The organism is Lentzea sp. (assembly GCF_036380075.1).
Lineage (GTDB): Bacteria > Actinomycetota > Actinomycetes > Mycobacteriales > Pseudonocardiaceae > Lentzea.
Genome location: NZ_DASVFL010000376.1, coordinates 1 through 17,560, shown reverse-complemented (window position 1 = coordinate 17,560; position 17,560 = coordinate 1). Strand labels below are relative to the sequence as shown.

Sequence of the window (17,560 nt, the reverse complement as noted above, 5' to 3'; positions counted from 1 at the left end):
TCCTCGGTGAAGGGTCCTTCGTGGGGGTCACGTGGTGCGGAGGTCGCCGTGGAACGGTTGGCGGCCCAGGTGATCGGCCACCTCGGCCGCGAGCAGGGGCGCGAACACCGAGTGGACGAGCGGCGAGAACTCCTCGCGCACACCGTCCGCCACGGGCAGTCCCGCCCAGACGTCCGGCAGGGGAGAAGTACCGCCGACCAGGACGATCCGTCGTCCGGCCGCCGTCGCGCGGGCGGCCAGCGCGGTCGCGCGGTCCGCGGCCCTGCCGGGGGTGGCGACCAGGAACACCGGCAGGTCGGTGGGACGGCAGAACCGTTCGACGTGCCACCACTCCTCGAAGTCCTGGGCGGTGCTCGGCACGCCCGCGGCCTCGACGAGCTTCGCCGCCGCGTAGCCGGCGGTGCCGAGACCCGGTCCCGCGCCGAGCAGGAAGCGCGCGGTCGCCGACGCCACCTCGGGCGCGATCGCCCGGCAGCCCGGCGAGACCAGGTCGAGGGTGCCGGCGATGTGGTCGGCGGTGGCCGTCAGCTCGTCCAAGAGCCTGCGGGCCGCGGCCGCGTCGAGCACCGCGCGCGACCGTCCGATGTGGATGGACAGCACCAGCAGGGCCAGCAGGCTCGCCTGGTGCGTCCGCACTCCGGGACCGCGTTCGAGGGCCTTCGGCTCGGCGTGCAGGCGGTGCTGCGCACCTTCGTCGACGGCACTGCCGGGGTTTCCGGTGACGGCCAGCGTGCTCGCGCCCAGTGCCGCCGCTCGTTCGAGCGCTTCGACCACTCGGGGACTGCCGCCGGACGCGGAGGTGCCGACGACGATCGTGCGGGCGTCGAGCCGGTGCGTGCCGGGGTAGTCGGCGAAGCGCTGGGCCGGCACCGCGCGGCAGCGCACCCCGGCGACCGCGGTGAACGCGTGCTCGGCGGCGACGCCCGCGTGGTGCGAGTCGCCGTTGCCGACGAGCAGCACCTGCCGCAGGCCGGGGAACGGGGTGGTCAGCTGCTCCGCCAGCGCGGGGACGAGGTCGCCCACGTCCCCGGCCAGCTGCCCGGCTTGGCGCACGAGACCGGCGGTCCCGGTCACGACAGGCCCCGCACGACCGCGGTGTACTCGGCGACCCGGCGTTCGTCGATCTCGCCGCCCCAGCCGCCGCTTTCCAGGCACGAGCCGACGAACGCCCCGTCGGCGGCGCGCAGCAGCTTGGCCGCGTTGCGGTGGTCGGTGTGCCCCGCGAGCAGCACGGGCAGGCCGGGCGCGCAGGCGCGGACCGACTCGATCTTGCTCAGCGCGGTCTCCTCGTCGGGATCGCTGACGGCCACGGCGTCGGCACCGGCGGTGCGCGCCGCCCTGGCCACCTCGCCGGCCGACTTCCCGCCGCCGAGCCAGGAGTAGTGCATGGTGTCGACGTCCGCGACGACCTCGACGCCGGTCGCGTCGATGGCCTTGCGGTAGGTGGCGAAGGCCAGCGGGTCCGCGCGCACGACACCCTGCTGCGACCGCGTCTCCCCGACGAGCGCGCCGACCCGCACGAAGGCGCCCCCGGCGACAGCGGCCACCGCGAGCGACGCGGACACGGCGTTGCGCATGATCTGCACCCCGGTCCGGAACCCGTCGCCCGTCGCGGCGACGACCGCCGCCACGACCAGGGCCATCGCGGCGATGCGAGCGGGATCGGCCTCGTCCTCCACGGAGTAGACGCGGTCGACGGTCTGCACCAGGCAGCCGTCCGCGCCGCCGTTCTCCAGCGCCTTCGCCGACCGCACGGCGGTCGCCACGATCCGGTCGAGGCTGCCGGGCTCGTGGAACGGCGTGCCCGGCAGCGGCTGGAGGTGGATCATCCCGAGAACGCGCTTGTGCTGGTCAGGCATCGGCGGCCTGCCGGACTCCGGTGACCAGGCGCAGCCGGTCGCTCGCGGCGTCGAGGTCCGACCACGGCCGCGCCGTCGTCACGCGCACCACGGAACCGGAGAAGCAGAAGTTGAGGATGCCCGGGTAGACCGAGACCCCGGTCTCGCGCAACAGGTCCCGGAAGCACCGGTAGCTGTCGTCCCACTCGGGGAGCCGGACCGCCATGTTGATCGAGTACGCGGGCACGGTCACCCTCGACACCTCCGCGAACCGGTGGCAGGCCGCGGAACGCAGGGTGCTCAGCACGTCCTCGCGGTCGTTGCGCTCGCGCACATAGCTGCGGTAGGCCCTGCCGAGGCTGCCGACCGTCAGCCCGTAGCCGGGCTCGAACTCGGCGACCTCGGCCGGCCCCGGCGCGTCCAGGCCGGTGAGCCGCCAGCGTTCCAGCCGGGCCAGGACCTCCACGACGGTGTAGACGAACGACGCGGGGCCGCCGAACATCGTGGACGCGTGCTCGTAGTACTCGGCGATGAACTCGCGGTCGGCCATCATCCAGCCGGTCTTGAGCCCCGGCGCCGAGAAGTTCTTGGAGAGGCTGGAGACGCGGACCACGTTGCGCGCCGCGCGGGCCGCCGACCGCACCCGCTGCGGGCCGAGCCACTCGTGGCACTCGTCGAGCAGGACGGTCGTGCCCGGCCCGGCGGCGTGGATCAGCCGGGCCAGCTCGTCCTCGTCGACGAGCGCGCCGGTCGGGTTCGCGGCGGTCTGGAGCAGCACCATCGACGTCCGGGGCGTGAGCGCCTGGATCAACGGCTCCAACGACATCCGGCCCGCGGTGCTCGGCAACGGGACCATCCGCACGTCACCGCGGCGCGCCATGGCCTCGACCAGGGGCGGGTAGTTCGGGATGCCGCACAGCACCTCCCGCCCGCCGGCCGCCGGGCCGGACAGCACGAAGTCCGCCAGCGTGCTCACGGAGAAGGTGCCGCCGAGCGTGATCGCGACGTTGCTCTCGTCGTAGACGTCCCGCTCCATCAAGGCGTTCTCGTACGCGGCGATGGCCTGCCGCGCCGGGATCCGGCCGCGCGAGTCGGAGTAGCCGTACCAGTCGCGTTCCAGCGCGAACCGCAGGCACTCCTTCAGCACGCCCGGCAGTCCCCACCGCTCCTCGTCGACCGAGCCGCTGGAGAGCAGCAGCTGCCGGTCGTCCGCCAGCTCGCCGTAGAGGTCGTCGCGGAAGTACCAGTTGAACAGCTCCTTGACGAACCGCACGACCGCGCGCGAGGACAGCACCTCGTCGGCGCCGACGTCGCGGCGCGGCCGGGACCGCCGCCACTGGCGAGCGAGCTCGGGACGCGTCGAGTGCGGTCCGAGCTCGCACTCGACCCGGCTCAGCCAGAGGTCGCGCAGCTCGAACGGGTCACGCGGGTCGCGGGCGCGGTTGACGACGTCCAGCAGCCGTTCGTCGACACCGGGGTGGAAGACGTCCAGGTCCTGGCCGGCCGAGGGGGCGAGTGCCGCGGCGGCACGGGCCTCGCCGGGGACGGTGAGCTGCCGAGGGCCGGGGACGTGGGAGAACAGGGGCATGGTGGTCTCCGTTTCTGCACGGATCCGGGACGGGGCAGGTCAGCGGAGACGCAGGCGCTTGAGGTGGCGCGGGTGCGCCGGGGACGACACACCGGCCGTCCTGCCGTGGAAGAAGTACGTGTTGTCGATGACCACGAGCAGGCCGCGGCGCCAGAGCACGCCGGAGGCACCCGACTCGTACATGCCGGCCAGAAGTGCTTGCAGGGCGCGGTCGACGGCGTCGTCGCCGTCGTCGCCCTCGTTGACCCACTTGAGCTCGTCGTGGAGGAAGTCCCGGAACGCGAACACCTCGCGGCCTTCGTGCTCGCGCAGGATCGTCTCCCCGGCGGGCAGGTCGGCGTACCGCGTGCGCGACAGCACGGCCCGGTCCTCCGCCGAAAGCCGTTGCAGGACAACGGACATGGACACCAGCACGGTCTGGGCTGACGCCGGGTCGGCACCGGGGTCCTCGCACATCAGCACGATGTAGCGCGGTTGCTCCCCGGCGGTGCGGCCGCTGCCTTCCGAGTGCAGTGACAGGGAGTTCTCCGCGAACGGCTGCAACGAGGTGTCCGCGGTGTGCGCGTGCCGGGTGACGAGGTTGAGGATCACCCCGTCGGTGACAAACGGCTGCACGGCGGGTGCGATCTCCGGCATCGCGTCGCCGAGGTGCGCGCCGAACGCGCGGAAGTCCTCGTCCGACAGGGTGTCCGCCAGCTCCACCACGGCCGCGCCGTGCTGCCGGAGCTCCGCCCGGACGACGTCGGCGACGTCACCGGGGGATCCGCCGGCGGTGGCGGCCACGCCGCCGAGAGGTTCGGGCAGAGGTACCGAGGAGTCCAGCAATGTCCGCCGTGCAGCGACGTGGACATGGGATTCCTTCTCCGCGAATACGCCGGTTCGCACTTTTCCTCCCGGACGGGACGAGGGTGGGTGTGCGCGACTCCGCATTGATGCCGGTGCGCATTTCGAGAAGATCTTCGACCCGTCCGACATTACCGGCGGTGTTTGGTGAATGACAGCGCCGTGTCACCCTGCGCGCACATCGGTGGGTAATTGCGCGCGGCGGCGTCAATCACGAGGTAATTGAGATGTGGAATTGCGCGTCGAACACCGGCTCAAGCTGCCGCGACGCTGGATTCGTGGCGCGCTCCGACCCGCCGGGCCCACGCCACCACCGGTCCCATCGCCAGGCTGGCGGCCACGAACAGCCCGCCCAGCACCCACCACCCCGGCGCGCCCCACTGGATGAGCAGCAACGTCAGCGCCGTCGGCGCGACCATCACCGACGCGGCGTACCCGGTGAAGAAGAAGCCCTGGTACTGGCCCTGGCGGGAGGCGGGGGCGAGGGTGTAGCTGATCGTCCACGCGGCCGCGGAGGCGAGCATCTCCGCCCACACGTGGACGAGGCCGGCGGCGACCAGGGCGAGGGCGGCGAAGACCGCGGACCCGGTGGAGGACGTGGCGAACAGGGCGCACGCGCCGAGGAGCGCGAGACCGGCCAGCCGGGACGCCTTCACCGCGCGGTCCAGGGTGTCGACGCGGGTCGCGACGCGGACCTGGAACAGCGCCACGCTGACCGTGTTCACCAGGAACAGCGCGGTCACCATCGCCGTCGGCGCGTCGGTGTGCGTCACGATCCACAGCGGCACCGCGATCTCCAGCAGCACGGTGTGCAGCGCGAGCACCCCGCTTAACGCGGTGAACAGCGCGAACGGTCCGTCGCGCAGAACGGAGAGCGAGGGCGGGCCCTCGGCGGACGCGGCAGCGGGGGCGACCGCGCGCACCCGTGCCAGCACCGCGGCCGAGCAGAAGAAGCTCAGGGCGTCCAGCACCAGCACCGCGGACAACGGCCCGGTCGTGCCGATCTGGAGGGCGAGTCCGGCGACGAGGGCGCCGACGGCGACGCCGACGTTGTTCACCGACCGCACCACGGCGCGGATCCGCACCAGCTCGTCGCCTTCGAGCAGGCCCGCGGTGAGCGCCTGGATGGCCGCGCGCGAACCGCGTTCCGCCACCACGAACACACCCGCCACCACCACGAACGCCCAGAAGCCGCGCACGAACAGGTAGCCGGCGGCGGCCACGCCGTTCAGCGCGACCAGCGCGACGGCGACCTCGCGGGGGCCGAGGCGGTCCGCCAGGTGCCCGAGCGGCACCCCCGCGAACAGGCCCAGCGCACCCGCGATGGTCAGCCCGAGCCCGAGCTGGGCGGGAGAAAGGCCCCCCACCCGCGTGAAGTAGAGGGCCGAGCAGGTCATGAAAGCGCCGTTGCCCGCGGTCATCAGCAGACTGGCCAGCACCAGCCGGCGAGGCGCGCCCGCGGGTACGGCGAATTGCCTGAACATGTCGCTCGATGCTAATCGTCGCCGATCGCCGGCCGGGAATCGCGCGGTAATCCGGTGCGTGCCCCCGTGGTTACCCTTTTCTTTTCACGGCTGCGCCGCGGTTCGTGAAAGGCTCAGGCGAGGCGCACCGGCAGCGTGTGCAGGCCGCGGATCAGCGTGCTGTCCCGCCACACGAGCGTCTCCGGCTCGGCGGCGAGCGCCAAGTTCGGGAACCGGGCGAGCAGCTGGGTCAGCGCGACGTCGAACTCCAGCCGGGCCAGCGGGGCGCCCAGGCAGAAGTGGATGCCGTGGCCGAAGCCGACGTGTCCCTGCGCGGACCGCGTCACGTCCAGCCGGTCCGGGTTCTCGTAGCGCTCCGGGTCCCGGTTGGCCGCCAGCAGCGACACCATCAGCAGCTCGCCCGCGGGCACCGTGACGCCGCCCAGTTCGAGCGGTTCCGTGGTGTAGCGGAAGGACGCGATGTTGATCGGCCCCTCCAGCCGGAGGAACTCGTCCGTGCTCGCGGGGATGAGCTCCGGGCGGTCCCTGAGGATCTGGAGCTGGCCGGGGTTGCGCAGCAGCGCCAGCACCGCGTTGCCGATGAGGTTGACCGTCGTCTCGTGGCCCGCGACGAGCAGCAGGAACGCCATCGAGACGAGCTCTTCGGTGGTCAGCTGATCACCGGACTCGGTGGCGTGCACGAGCGCGGAGAAGAACGTGTCGTCCGGCTCGGCGGCCCGCACCGTGCGGACGTGCTCGTGCAGGAAGTCCGCCATGCCCGCGGTGGCCGCCTGCACCTCCTCCTCCGTGCCGTGGTTGAGCAGCTGGTTGGACCACTCGCGGAAGTCGTCGCGGTGGGCGAGCGGGATGCCGAGCACCTCGCAGATGACGGTGACCGGCAACGGGACCGCGAAGTCCTCCAGCAGGTCGATCACGTCGCCGTCGGCGAACTTCGCGATCAGCTCGGCCGTGATCTCCTCCACCCGCGGGCGCATCAGCTCGACGCGGCGGGTGGTGAACGGCTTCGTGACGAGCTTGCGCAGCCGGGTGTGGTGCGGCGGGTCCATGAACACGATGTGCTCGGTCAGCGCGTCGTGGCGCACGCGGCCCACGACCTTCTTGCTGATCCCCGGCGCGGTCAGGGCGGTCTTCACCTCGTCGTACCGGGTCACGAACCACACCTTGAGCCCGTGCGGCATGCGGACCTCCCGCACGGGTCCCTCGGAGCGGAGCAGGTCGTGCACCTCGTGCGGGTTCTGGACGTAGTCGTCGGGCAGCTGCGTGACGGCGCTGCTCGCGGTGGTGGAAGACGCGGTCATCGGGATGTGCTCCTCAGGAAGTGTTGGTGCACAAGGAGAAATGCGGCTCGGTCGTCAGCGGAGCTCGGCCCGGATCGCCGCGCCGGCGTCCCGTGTGCCGAGCGATCCGCCGAGGTCGGCTGTGCACCGCCCCGCGGTCACCGTGCGCGCCACCGCGGCCCGCACCGCCTCGGCCTCGGCCGCGTGGCCCAGGTTGTCGAGCATCAGAGCCGCGCACAGGACCGCCGCGACGGGGTTGGCGACACCGCGTCCCGCGAGGTCGGGCGCGCTGCCGTGCACCGGCTCGTAGAGGCCGAACCCGGTGTCCGGGTTCAGGTTCACCGACGTCGCGATGCCGATGCCGCCGCCCAGTTCGGCGGCGAGGTCGCTGAGGATGTCGCCGTAGGAGTTGTTGGTGACGATCACGTCGAACCCGGCGGGGTCGGACACCAGCCGCATGGCGGCGGCGTCGACGTACAGGTGCCGCGTGCCGAGGTCCGGGTGGCGCCGGCGGGCGTCCGCCCAGCAGCGCTGCCAGAGCTGCCCGCCGTTCGGCACGGCGTTCGACTTGTCGACCATGCAGACCTCGGAGCGGGCGATGCCGAACGCGTAGTCGAGGATCCGCGACACCCCGCTGTGGGTGTTGACCTCGACGTCGAGCGCGACCTCGTGCGAGGTCAGCTGCCGGAGCGTGCCGCCGATCCCCGCGTAGAGGCCCTCGCTGTTCTCGCGGACCACCACGCAGTCGATGGCGCCCCGCTCGGCGTCCTTGAGCGGGCTCAGCCGTGCCGCCGGCAGCCTGACCGGGCGGTGGTTGACGTAGAGGTCGAGCTCGAACCGCAGTCGCAGCAGCACACCCCTGGCGTAGTCGGGGCTGGTGACCTTCGGGTCGCCGATCGCGCCGAACAGAGCGGCGTCGCTGCGCCTGATCCGCTCGACGTCGTGGTCGGTCAGTGCGGTGCCGGAGTCGAGGTAGGCGCCGGCGTGCACGTGGTCGAGGACGTCGAACTCCAGGCCGAGGCCCAGGTCGCCGAGCACGTCGAGAGCGACCGGCACGACCTCGGGACCGATGCCGTCACCGGGGAGCACCGAGATGACGGTCATGCGCGCACGTCCTGTCCCGACAGGCAGCCCGGGCGAAGCGAGGGGAACCACGGCCTGCGGGTCTGCTCGTACCGCGCGATGTGCTCGTCCTGCTGCTCGGTGAGCCCGATGTCGTCCAGCCCGTGGAGCAGCAGGTGGCGGGCGCGTTCGTCGACGTCGAAGCTCCGGCGCACGCCGTCGGCGCGCAGCTCGCGCTCCACCAGGTCGATCGTCACGAGCAGCCCGGGATCGGCCTCCGCCGCCGCCGACAGCCCGGCGACGTCCTCTTTGGACAGTGCGATCGGCAGCAGGCCGTTGGTGAGCGCGTTGCGGCGGAAGATGTCGCCGAAGCTGGAGGCGACGACGGCCTTGAAACCCCAGTCGCGCAGGGCCCACACGGCGTGTTCGCGGGAGCTGCCGGTGCCGAAGTTGCTGCCGGCGACCAGCACCGTCGACTCCCGCAGGTGCGGCTGGTCGAGCGGGAACCCCGGCTTGCCGCGCCACCCGGCGAACAGGCCGTCCTCGTAGCCGTGCTTGGTGAGCCGCTTGCAGAACTCGGCGGGGATGATCTGGTCCGTGTCGACGTCGTCGCGCCGGAGGGTCATCACCCGTCCGGTGTGGACGGTGAACGGCGTCGTGCTCACGCGGTGCCTCCGTCCAGGTCGTGGGGAGCGGCGAGGTGCCCGGCCACGGCGGTGGCCGCCGCGGTCGAGGGGGAGACCAGGTGCGTGCGCGCGTGATCGCCCTGCCTGCGTTCGTAGTTGCGGTTGGAGGTGGACGCCACGCGGGCGGGGCCGGTGAGCCGGTCGGTGTTCATGCCCAGGCACATCGAGCACCCCGACAGCCGCCACTGGGCGCCGGCCGCGGTGAAGACCTCGTGCAGGCCCTCCTGCTCGGCCTGCTTGCGCACCTGCATGCTGCCCGGCACGACGATCATGCGGACCCCGGACGCCAGCCGGCGGCCGTCGAGCACGCCCGCCGCCGCCCGCAGGTCCTCGATGCGGCCGTTGGTGCAGGAGCCCAGGAACACGGTGTCGATCTTGATGTCGCGCAGCTTCGTTCCCGGTGCGAGGTCCATGTACTCGAGCGCCCGCTGCGCGGCGGCCCGCTCGCCGGGATCGGCGATCGAGGCCGGGTCGGGAACGACGCCGTCGCCGAGCTGCGCGGCCTGTCCCGGGTTGGTGCCCCACGTGGCGAACGGGGTCAGGGTGGTGACGTCGATCCGGACGGTCTTGTCGAACGTGGCGCCTTCGTCGGTGCGCAGGTCCTCCCAGGCGGCCACGGCCTGGTCCCACAGGTCGCCCTTGGGCGCGGCGGGCCTGCCGCGCAGGTACTCCGCGGTCACCTCGTCCGGCGCCACGAGACCGGCGCGCGCACCGGCCTCGACGGCCATGTTGCAGATCGACATCCGGCCCTCCATCGAGATCTCGCGCAGCACGGGGCCGCGGTACTCGATGACGTGGCCGTTCGCGCCGTTCGCGCCGATCTCCGCGATCAGCGCCATCACCAGGTCCTTCGGCGACACGGCGGCCGGCAGCGTGCCGACGAACTCCACGGCCATGGTCGCGGGCTTGGCGAGCCGCAACGTCTGCGTGGCCAGCACGTGTTCGACGTCGCTGGTGCCCACGCCGAAAGCCAGCGCGCCCAACGCCCCGTGCGTGGACGTGTGGCTGTCGCCGCACACCACCGACATGCCCGGTTGCACGAGACCCAGCTCCGGGGCGACCACGTGGACCACGCCCTGCCGGTCGTCGCCGTGGGCGAAGTGCTCGATGCCGTGGCGGGAGCAGTTCTCGCGCAGCCGTTCGACCTGGGCGCTGCCCATGGGGTCGCGGATCAGCAGGCTGTCCGTCGGCACGTTGTGGTCCTCGACGGCGAGGGTCAGGTCGGGGCGGCGCACCCGCCGTCCCTCGTGCTCGATGCCGTCGAACGCCTGCGGCGACGTGACTTCGTGCACGAGGTGCATGTCGATGTAGAGCAGGTCGCCCTTGTCGTCGGAGCAGACGACGTGCTCGTCCCAGATCTTGTCGATGACGGTCCTCGGCCGGGACATCAGATCGCCGCCGCCGTCACCGTCGTCCTCAGCACGTGCGTCAGCTCCGCGACGGAGATGTAGTCGCCGTCCGAGCGGCAGGCGATGTGCTCCTCGTACACCTTCTGCCCCAGCTCCTGGTCCCACGGCAGGCCCAGCTCGTCGAACACGTGCCGCAGCACGGCGCGCCCGGAGTGCCTGCCGACCAGGATCCGCCGCTGCTGGCCGAACCGCTCCGGCTCGACGTACTCGTAGGTGACCGGGTTGCGCAGCATGCCTGCCTGGTGGATGCCGGCCAGGGTGCTGAACACGTTGTCGCCGAAGATGGCCTTGTTGCGCGGCGGGGCCAGGCCGATCTTGCGGGACAGGGTCTGGAACACCTCGTGCAGCCCGGCGGTCTCGATGGTCGTGTGCGCGTCGTAGAGGTGCCCCTTGTAGGTGAGCACCGCCGCGAGCTCCTCCAACGGCGTGTTGCCCGCGCGTTCGCCGATGCCGGCCACCGTCGCCTGCACCTCGTCGGCGCCGGCCTCGACCGCGGCGAGCGCGTTCGCCAGCGACAACCCCATGTCGTCGTGGCAGTGGACGCTCAGCACCACGTCGTCGGGGATCCACGAACGGACCTTGGCGGTCATCTCGCCGAACTCGCCGGGCACCATGTGCCCGGTCGTGTCGGCCAGCACGACGGTGGAGGCCCCTTCGGACAGGCCGGTCTCGATCAGGGCGCGCAGCAGGTCGTCCGACCCGCGGCTCGCGTCCTCCAGACCCAGCGAGATGTCGCGGACTCCCAGCGACCGCGCGAGCCCGATGGCGAACTCGGTCTCGGCCAGGTTCTCGGCGCGCGTGATCCCGCGCTTGTGCTCCATGTGGAGCTCGCTGCCGGTGACCATGATCTCGACCTGGTGGCGGTCGGTCCCGCCGGCGGTGACGGCGGCCTCGATGTCCGCGCGGTTGGCCCGTGCGAGCGAGCAGAACCGGGCGGTCGTCAACGCCTGCGACACCAGCTGCAGCGCCGCGGCGTCACTCGGGCTGGAGTTGGGGAAGCCGACCTCGATGACGTCCACGCCGAGCGCCTCGATGGCCAGCGCGAGCTCCAGCTTGGTCTGCGGGGACATCGCGTTGCCGGGAGCCTGCTCACCGTCGCGCAGTGTCGTGTCGAACACCGAGATCCTGCGTGAACCCCGCTTTCCGATAGGACTCATCACCGCTCCTGTTCGTGTCGCGCGCCAACCGGGCGCTGGGGCATGGGAGCAGTGGATCGCTCTGTACCGCATTCCGGGAAGTCACATGAACCATGACTTGACAAATGCGCCTGTGAATGTGGGAACGCGCGCGGTCATGAAGGAGGACCGTATGGGGAACAGGCCCGTGGACAGTGGTGGGCACACGTGTTGGGCACCGCAAAGGAGGGCCGACGGTGACCGCGTCCGTCAATCCCGTCGATCACGGGTGGCATGGCAGGAAAGGCCAGTTGTGCACCGTGGCGATCGCCGCGCGGCACCCGCTGGTGCGGGCGGGCGCCGTCTGGGCCGCGGCCGCGGAGAACGGGTTCCGCGTGGTCGAGTCGGTGGAGTCGGTCGAGGCCCTCGTCGCCGCCGAGCCGATCGACCTGGTCGTCGTCGAGAACGACCCGCTGGGTCCGCCGCCGCCCGCCGCGACGGTCGCCCGGCTGGCCAGGACGAGCAAGGTGCTGCTCCTGGCGTCCGCCGCCGACCCCGCGACCGGCGCGTTCGTCGCGGAGACGGGCGCTCACCTGGTGGTCGAGCACGACGCGGAGGTCGCGGACCTGGTCGCCGCCCTGCACCGGCTGGCCGCCGAGGTCGTGACGGGCCGGGCCGGGCACGCCCAGCCGCAGCGGGGTGCTCCGCTCAGCCGCCGCGAGATCGAGACCATGCGGCACATCGGCGACGGGCTGACCTACCGGCAGGTCGCCCGCAGGATGGGGCTGTCGGAGGCCACCGTGGGCACCTACGCCCGCCGCATCCGCGAGAAGCTCAACGCCGCGACGAAGGTCGAGATGGTGGTGAACGCGATGGAGTTCGGTTATGTCGCGCGGCCGGGCGGTGCCGTTCTGGCGAACGCGTGGAACGAATAGCGCCACCGACTTTCCGAAGGATTTCCGCGCGATTACCGCCGGCACTCCGGCTCGCTGTTAGCTTTTCCCGCGTCTTTCGTCGGCGAACAGGACGGGGAAACAAGTGGGCCAGGTTCCGCATGCCGCGGCAGAGGAGTTCACGCGGCAGGTGCGCACCACCTTCAACCCCTCGCCGATCGGGCCGCCCAGCATCGGGCTGATCCGGGCGGCGGTCTACAACTGGGCCCTCGCCCGCCACCACGGCGGGCGGTTCGTGCTGCGCATCGAGGACACCGACCTGGCCCGCGGGCAGCGGGAGTACTACGAGCCGCTGCTGGAGGTCCTGCGGTGGCTGGGGCTGGACTGGGACGAGGGACCGGACGTGGGCGGGCCGAACGGGCCGTACCTGCAGAGCGAGCGCCGCCCGATCCACCTCGACGTCGCCCGGCGGCTGCTGGCCGCCGGTGAGGTGTACGAGTCGTTCTCCACCCCGGAGGAGGTCGAGCAGCGCAACCGCGCGGCGGGCAGGGACCCGCGCAAGGGCTACGACAACGCGGACCGCGACCTCTCTGACGCCCGCAGGGCGGCCTTCCGCGCCGAAGGACGCGTGCCCGTGCTGAGGCTGCGCATGCCCTCGGCCGGGATCGAGTTCGACGACCTGGTCCGGGGGCGGGTGGAGCTCTCGTTCGACGCCACCCCGGACCCCGTCGTGGTGCGCGCCAACGGCGACCCGACGTTCACACTGGCCAACCCGGTCGACGACGCGCTCATGGGGATCACCCACATCCTGCGCGGCGAGAACCTGCTGGCGTCGGTCCCGCGGCAGCTGGCCACCTACAGCGCGCTGGAACGCCTTGGCGTGGCCCGGTTCACGCCCCGCTTCGGCCACATCTCCTCGGTGCTGGACCAGCAGGGCCGCCCGCTGTCCCGCGCGGTCCCGGAGGCCGCGGTGCTCGGTTACCGGGACCGGGGCTTCCTGCCCGCGGCGGTGGTCAACTACCTGGCCTCCATCGGCTGGACCCACCCGAGCGCCGGCGAGGTCTTCTCCCCGGCGGACCTGGTCGAGGCGTTCGACCCGCGCCGCATCAAGCCGCGGCCGGTGAAGCTCGACACCAAGAAGGCCGCCTCGCTCAACACCGCCCACCTGCGGGCGCTCGACGTCGACGGGCTCACCGCCGCCCTCCGTTCGTTCGCCGCCGGGATGCTTCCCCGGCACCTGAGTGCTCGGCAGGAGGAACTGCTGCGTCGCGCCGTGCCGCTCGTCCGGGAGCGGGCGAGGAACCTGGACGAGGCGGCCAACCTCGTCGCGTTCCTGTTCCAGCCCAACGACTCCGTCGATCCCCTGGCCGAGGGGATCGCGTCCCGGGTGGACCGGACGGCGTTGCGCGCCGCCGCCGAGATCCTCTCGGGCGCCTCGGACTGGACCGAGGACGCGCTCCAGGCCCGGCTGAAGGAGGGGCTCGGTGAGGACCCCGACTTCGTGCGCGCCGCGCTGACCGCGGTGCGCCTGAGCATCACCGGCCGGCGGGTGACGCTGCCGCTGTACGAGTCGCTGGTGCTGCTGGGCCGGGAGAACAGCCTGAGCCGGATCGAGCACTTCCTCGAGACGTCCTCCGAGCACACGCCGGTCGTCTCCGGGAGTCGGTGAACGACGGTAGGTACAGTGTGCCGCACACTGTGCGGTACGGTGTACCTACCGCTCGCCACTGCTATCCCACCGGAGTTCCGACATGGTCAGCTCACCCGGTCACACCGCTCGTCCCGTCCCCTCTCCCGGCGCTCGGCCGGCGCCGGGCCTGCTCGAGCTCGGCGCCGGCGGCGTGGCCTACGCCCTCGCGCTGGCGCTCGGCATCTGGTGGATCGACGGCATCCCGGCCGACCAGGGGCAGGTGCGCGGGTACGTCAGCTACTTCGTCTCCGGGGCGGCCGGTGTGGTCGCCTTCGCGGTCGCGGCCGGGGTGCGCCTGCGCGCCCTGGCGCCGTTCGGCATCCGGAGGATCAGCTGGAAGTGGGTCCTCGCCGGCATCGTGGTGGCCGCGGGCGTCTACTGGGTCAACCAGGTCGTCGCGCTCGGCTACATCGCCGTCTTCGGCAACGACACCCCGCAGGGCGACTACCAGGCGGCGGCCGGTGCGGGCGTGCTCTCGCTCGCGGTGACGATCGTCCTCGGCGGCGGCCTGACCGGGCTGGGCGAGGAGCTGTTCTTCCGCGGCGTCGTCGCGAACTCGTTGATGCGGTACGGGGTGTGGGCCGGTGTCGTGCTCAGCGCCGTCGTCTTCGCGCTCGTCCACGGCCTCAACCTGATCCTGCCGCTGGCCTTCGTCGTCGGCCTCGTCAACGCGACTCTCCTGCGCCGCACCGGTTCCGTCTGGCCGGGGGTCGTCGTCCACGTCGTCTACAACAGCCTGAGCAACATCGGCTTCCTCCTCACCTCCTGACCCGGTCCCACAGCACCTCGGTCAGCTGCGCGACCGCCTTGTCCCGGTGCCGCCGGTAGGTGTTGAACGACAGGTGCAGCGACTCCGCGACGCGCTCCTGGACGCCGACCGGCCGCAGGAACGTGCGGTCGAGCAGCACCCCGAACTCGGGCTTGAGCGCCGTGACGGCGTCGTCGAGCACTTCCCGCAAGGCCTCGGTGGGGGTGCGTCCTCGCTGCCGGACGATCCGGGACCGCAGCAGGGGGTTCGACCGGAGCAGCACCGGGTCGTGCAGGCCGCGCAGGGCGGAGCGGACGGCGTCGGCGAACTCCGGCCGCGACAGCACCGGCTCGGCCGGAGCTCGTGCCGATCCGCTGATCTGGTTGGCGTGCAACAGGTCCGTGTACTCCTCGACGTCGGTCCGGCGCCAGTCCTGGGCGAACACCGGGAACCGCGTCCCGTCGGGGGTGGTGTAGCCCGAAACCGCCTGGAACCCCAACGACTCCAGCGCGGGAGTCCACAGCTCGCCGTCGCCGAACGCGCCCACGAGGCTCCACGCCGTGTCGTCGTCGAGCAGGATGATCTCCAGCATCTGCCAGGCGAGGAACAGCGTCAGCGACGGGGACGGACCCTGGCCGTGGTCGCGGTCGAGGAAGAAGCGCCAGGCGCGGACCCGTTCGCCCGTGCGTGGCGGTCCGTGTTCCGACGCGTGCCGCCACATCGCGTCGGCACCGGGGTCCACACCCGTGTCGGACGCGGACAGGTCCAGGCACGCGCCGTACCCGCGCACCGCACCGGACTCGTCGCGGAAGACGCGGAAAGCTCCGGCTTGGCGGTGCAACCAGTGCGCCACCAGGCCGGCCTGCTCCCGCCCCTGCCACCGGGCGGTCATGGCGACGACCGCCTCCCGGTCGCCGTCGTGCAGCTCGTCGGCCCGGACGCCCATGGTCGGCGGCAGCGAGGCCAGTGCGGCGTACCGGGAACGGGAGCCGTTCAGCACGACCGTCATCACCATCAGGTCGAGCCGCTCGCGTTCGGTGGCCGTCGCCCGGACCTGGTCGTGGAACACGGCGAGCTTCCTGCGGTAGAGGTCCGCGTACCGGGCGGGGTCGCGCCAGCGCAGGTCGGCGACGACGGCGTCGCGGACGACGTCGTGCGGGTGCAGGCCGTAGGGGGACTCGGCGACGAACACCTGCCCGCGCAGCCAGGCGAACAGCTCACCGGTGTCGTCGCCGGCCAGCGAGCGCAGCAGGTCCTCGTTCGTGACGAGCACCAGCGCGCACACCTCCAGCGCGGTGCGGTGCCGTGCGCTCGGCACCTCGCCGACGATCTGCGCCAGCAGCCCGCCCACCACGCCGGGCAGGTCCGACAGGCTCCGCGGCTCGGCACCGCGGCGCACGGCGTCCACCACCATCGACAGGGTGAGGGGGTGGCCGCGGCTGATCTTCAGCAACCGCTCGTGCGACTCCTCGGGAACGTCCTGGGAACGCAGGTGGGCGAGTCCCTCGCGCGGCGACAGGTTGCCGAGCTCGACGCCGCGCGTCAACGACCGCCAGGCGGGGTCCGCGCGCCACCGCGGCCCGGGGCCCCTCCGCCCGGCGATCACCACCAGGCAGGACTCCGGCAACGACGGCAGGTAGTGGTCGCGGACCCAGTCGTCGACCGGCTCCAGCAGCTCGTAGGTGTCGACCAGCAGCACCGTCGGCGCGCCGTCGCCGGGAACGGGCAGCGCTCCCCGCCCCAGGGCCAGGTGGCGGGCGTCCACCCGGACCACGTCGAAGCCCTTCCCGGCGGCCAGGTCGGCGAACACGTCGAGCAGCGCGCTCTTGCCCACCCCGCCCGGCCCGTGCACGAAGACCAGCCCCGGACCGCCCAGCGCGTCGCGGAACAGGGCGACCTCGTCGTCGCGGCCGGTGAAGGACGACCGCCGCAGCTCCCGCAAGGTGTGTCCGAGTGAGGGCATGCTCCCGACAGTAGCCGGGTCCGGTGCCCACCGGTTCTGGGCAGCGGATGGGCTGTCGGCCGCGGCCGGGCGCGGTGACGATCTCCGTGAAGTCCTGTCCGAAGACCGAAGGATGTCCACCATGGACCAGAGCCCTGCCGAGTTCCCCAGCAACTGGGGGCGTTGGGGCGACGCGGACCAGCTCGGCACCGTCAACCTGATCACCGCCGAGGCCCGCGCCCGCGGTGCCGCGCAGGTGCGCACGGGGTTGTCGGTCTCGCTGGCCCGCAAGACCCCGACCGCGCCGCTCATGGGCGGCCCGATGGCCGCTCTTCAGGCCACGACCACCGGCGTGCAGACCATCATGTCGTTCACCGGGGCGCCGCCGATGGCGATGGCCGAGCTGATGCTCGTCACGACGCACCACCCCGAGGTCACCCACCTGGACGCGGTGTCGCACATGGTGGCCGACGGCCAGGTCTACCCCGGGATCGCGCAGGCGCGGAGCTCCGGGCCCGCGGGCGTGACGCACGGCGCCGCGGACGTGTTCGCCGGCGGGATCGTGACCAGGGGCGTGCTGCTCGACCTGGCCCCCGGCGGCAAGCTGCCCGACGGGCACGGCGTCACGGCGGACGACCTGGAGGCCGCGGCGGCACGGGCGGGCGTCGTGGTGGAGCAGGGCGATGCGCTGGTGGTGCGGGCGGGCTGGGACCGCGTTCCCGACCACGGCCGCGCGCTGCCGGGGATGACCTCGGGCGCGGTCCGGTGGATGCACGAGCGCGGCATCTCCCTCTACGCCGGCGACATCGGCGACGCGTCTCCGCCTCTTCAGGGCGACGTCCCGGGCGCGCTGCACCGGTTGGGGCTCCTGCGGCTGGGTCTCGTGCTGGTCGACGGTGCCCAGGCCGAGGAGCTCGTCGCGGTCTGCGAGGAGCAGGGCCGGTGCACGTTCCTGTTCGTGGCCGCGGTTCCGCGCATCCTCGGC

General features: G+C 72.3%; 15 protein-coding genes. 4 read left to right on the top strand and 11 right to left on the bottom strand.

All coding sequences use genetic code 11. The features are described 5' to 3' along the window. Positions 1-27: 27 nt before the first annotated feature. From VF330_RS39700 to VF330_RS39655, 10 genes are all read right to left on the bottom strand, one after another. Complete coding sequence (locus VF330_RS39700; protein WP_330856909.1) at positions 28-1,074, bottom strand: SIS domain-containing protein; 1,047 nt, start codon at positions 1,072-1,074, stop codon at positions 28-30. Beyond that, entirely contained in the window at positions 1,071-1,859 is a 789-nt protein-coding gene (locus VF330_RS39695; protein ID WP_330856908.1) for a BtpA/SgcQ family protein, read from the bottom strand. The genes VF330_RS39700 and VF330_RS39695 overlap by 4 nt, the downstream gene beginning before the upstream one ends. Continuing rightward, the gene (locus VF330_RS39690; RefSeq protein ID WP_330856907.1) at positions 1,852-3,426 is read right to left on the bottom strand and encodes a pyridoxal phosphate-dependent aminotransferase; all 1,575 of its coding nucleotides are present in this window, start codon (positions 3,424-3,426) and stop codon (positions 1,852-1,854) included. Before VF330_RS39690 ends, VF330_RS39695 begins: the two co-directional genes overlap by 8 nt. Before the next feature lie 39 nt (positions 3,427-3,465). Continuing rightward, entirely contained in the window at positions 3,466-4,209 is a 744-nt protein-coding gene (locus VF330_RS39685) for a TauD/TfdA family dioxygenase (protein ID WP_330856906.1), read from the bottom strand. Between the two features lie 314 nt (positions 4,210-4,523). After that, positions 4,524-5,753 carry an MFS transporter gene (locus VF330_RS39680; RefSeq protein ID WP_330856905.1) on the bottom strand — a complete coding sequence of 410 codons (1,230 nt, stop codon included), beginning with the start codon at positions 5,751-5,753 and terminating at the stop codon, positions 4,524-4,526. Positions 5,754-5,866: 113 nt separating this feature from the next. Beyond that, positions 5,867-7,051, bottom strand: coding sequence for a cytochrome P450 (locus tag VF330_RS39675; protein WP_330856904.1), 1,185 nt, complete (start codon positions 7,049-7,051; stop codon positions 5,867-5,869). A gap of 54 nt (positions 7,052-7,105) precedes the next feature. Further along, a complete protein-coding gene (locus VF330_RS39670) occupies positions 7,106-8,134 on the bottom strand; it encodes an isocitrate/isopropylmalate dehydrogenase family protein (RefSeq protein WP_330856903.1) in 1,029 nt (342 codons plus the stop codon). Beyond that, entirely contained in the window at positions 8,131-8,757 is a 627-nt protein-coding gene (gene leuD, locus VF330_RS39665) for a 3-isopropylmalate dehydratase small subunit (protein WP_330856902.1), read from the bottom strand. The genes VF330_RS39670 and leuD overlap by 4 nt, the downstream gene beginning before the upstream one ends. Then, positions 8,754-10,166, bottom strand: coding sequence for a 3-isopropylmalate dehydratase large subunit (gene leuC, locus VF330_RS39660; RefSeq protein WP_330856901.1), 1,413 nt, complete (start codon positions 10,164-10,166; stop codon positions 8,754-8,756). The genes leuD and leuC overlap by 4 nt, the downstream gene beginning before the upstream one ends. Continuing rightward, entirely contained in the window at positions 10,166-11,305 is a 1,140-nt protein-coding gene (locus tag VF330_RS39655) for a homocitrate synthase/isopropylmalate synthase family protein (RefSeq protein ID WP_330856900.1), read from the bottom strand. Before VF330_RS39655 ends, leuC begins: the two co-directional genes overlap by 1 nt. Positions 11,306-11,622: 317 nt before the next feature. Here VF330_RS39655 and VF330_RS39650 point away from each other — a divergent pair, with 317 nt between their 5' ends. The 3 genes from VF330_RS39650 (at position 11,623) to VF330_RS39640 (ending at position 14,654) form a co-directional block, all read left to right on the top strand. Next, positions 11,623-12,237 carry a helix-turn-helix transcriptional regulator gene (locus VF330_RS39650; RefSeq protein WP_330856899.1) on the top strand — a complete coding sequence of 205 codons (615 nt, stop codon included), beginning with the start codon at positions 11,623-11,625 and terminating at the stop codon, positions 12,235-12,237. Between the two features lie 148 nt (positions 12,238-12,385). Beyond that, complete coding sequence (gene gltX, locus VF330_RS39645; RefSeq protein WP_330856898.1) at positions 12,386-13,864, top strand: glutamate--tRNA ligase; 1,479 nt, start codon at positions 12,386-12,388, stop codon at positions 13,862-13,864. Between the two features lie 82 nt (positions 13,865-13,946). After that, a complete protein-coding gene (locus VF330_RS39640; RefSeq protein WP_330856897.1) occupies positions 13,947-14,654 on the top strand; it encodes a CPBP family intramembrane glutamic endopeptidase in 708 nt (235 codons plus the stop codon). On the opposite strand, the gene VF330_RS39635 is transcribed toward VF330_RS39640, so the two are convergent. Beyond that, positions 14,644-16,596, bottom strand: a complete 1,953-nt coding sequence (locus tag VF330_RS39635; RefSeq protein WP_330856896.1) for an ATP-binding protein — start codon at positions 16,594-16,596, stop codon at positions 14,644-14,646. The genes VF330_RS39640 and VF330_RS39635 overlap by 11 nt on opposite strands. A 121-nt stretch (positions 16,597-16,717) precedes the next feature. On the opposite strand from VF330_RS39635, the gene VF330_RS39630 reads away from it, so the two are divergent. Further along, positions 16,718-17,560: cyclase family protein (locus tag VF330_RS39630; RefSeq protein ID WP_330856895.1), on the top strand; the 843-nt coding region annotated here is incomplete at its 3' end.